Origin of the sequence: Mameliella sp. CS4 (genome assembly GCF_019392335.1) — a bacterium.
Classification (GTDB): domain Bacteria; phylum Pseudomonadota; class Alphaproteobacteria; order Rhodobacterales; family Rhodobacteraceae; genus Antarctobacter.
The window spans coordinates 1-265 of record NZ_JAHXRQ010000180.1; the positions used below are offsets into that span (position 1 = coordinate 1).

General features: G+C 78.1%; 1 pseudogene. It reads right to left on the reverse strand.

Features of this window, described 5'->3' with window-relative positions:
- Window positions 1-265, reverse strand: a pseudogene (locus KZZ07_RS27030) (efflux RND transporter periplasmic adaptor subunit); the annotation flags it as partial.

Here is a 265-nt window from a genome sequence, read left to right on the forward strand (position 1 = left end):
GGCTCGCCGGATTGCCGACGTGGATGCGCGCCAGCGACGTCTCGGGCACCTCGCCCTCCAATTCGATCTCGCCCCGGGCGATCAGCCGGAACAGCGGCTCGCCCGCCGCCGTGGCGGTGGCGCCGATCCGGGCGGTGCGGCGGTTGACGATCCCGGCTTCGGGGGCGCGGATGTCGGTGCGGGCGCGCCGCAGGGCGATCTCGGCCCCGGCGGCCCGCGCCGTGGCGAGGTCGGCCTGGGCCGATTGCAGGCCGCCCCTGGCGGC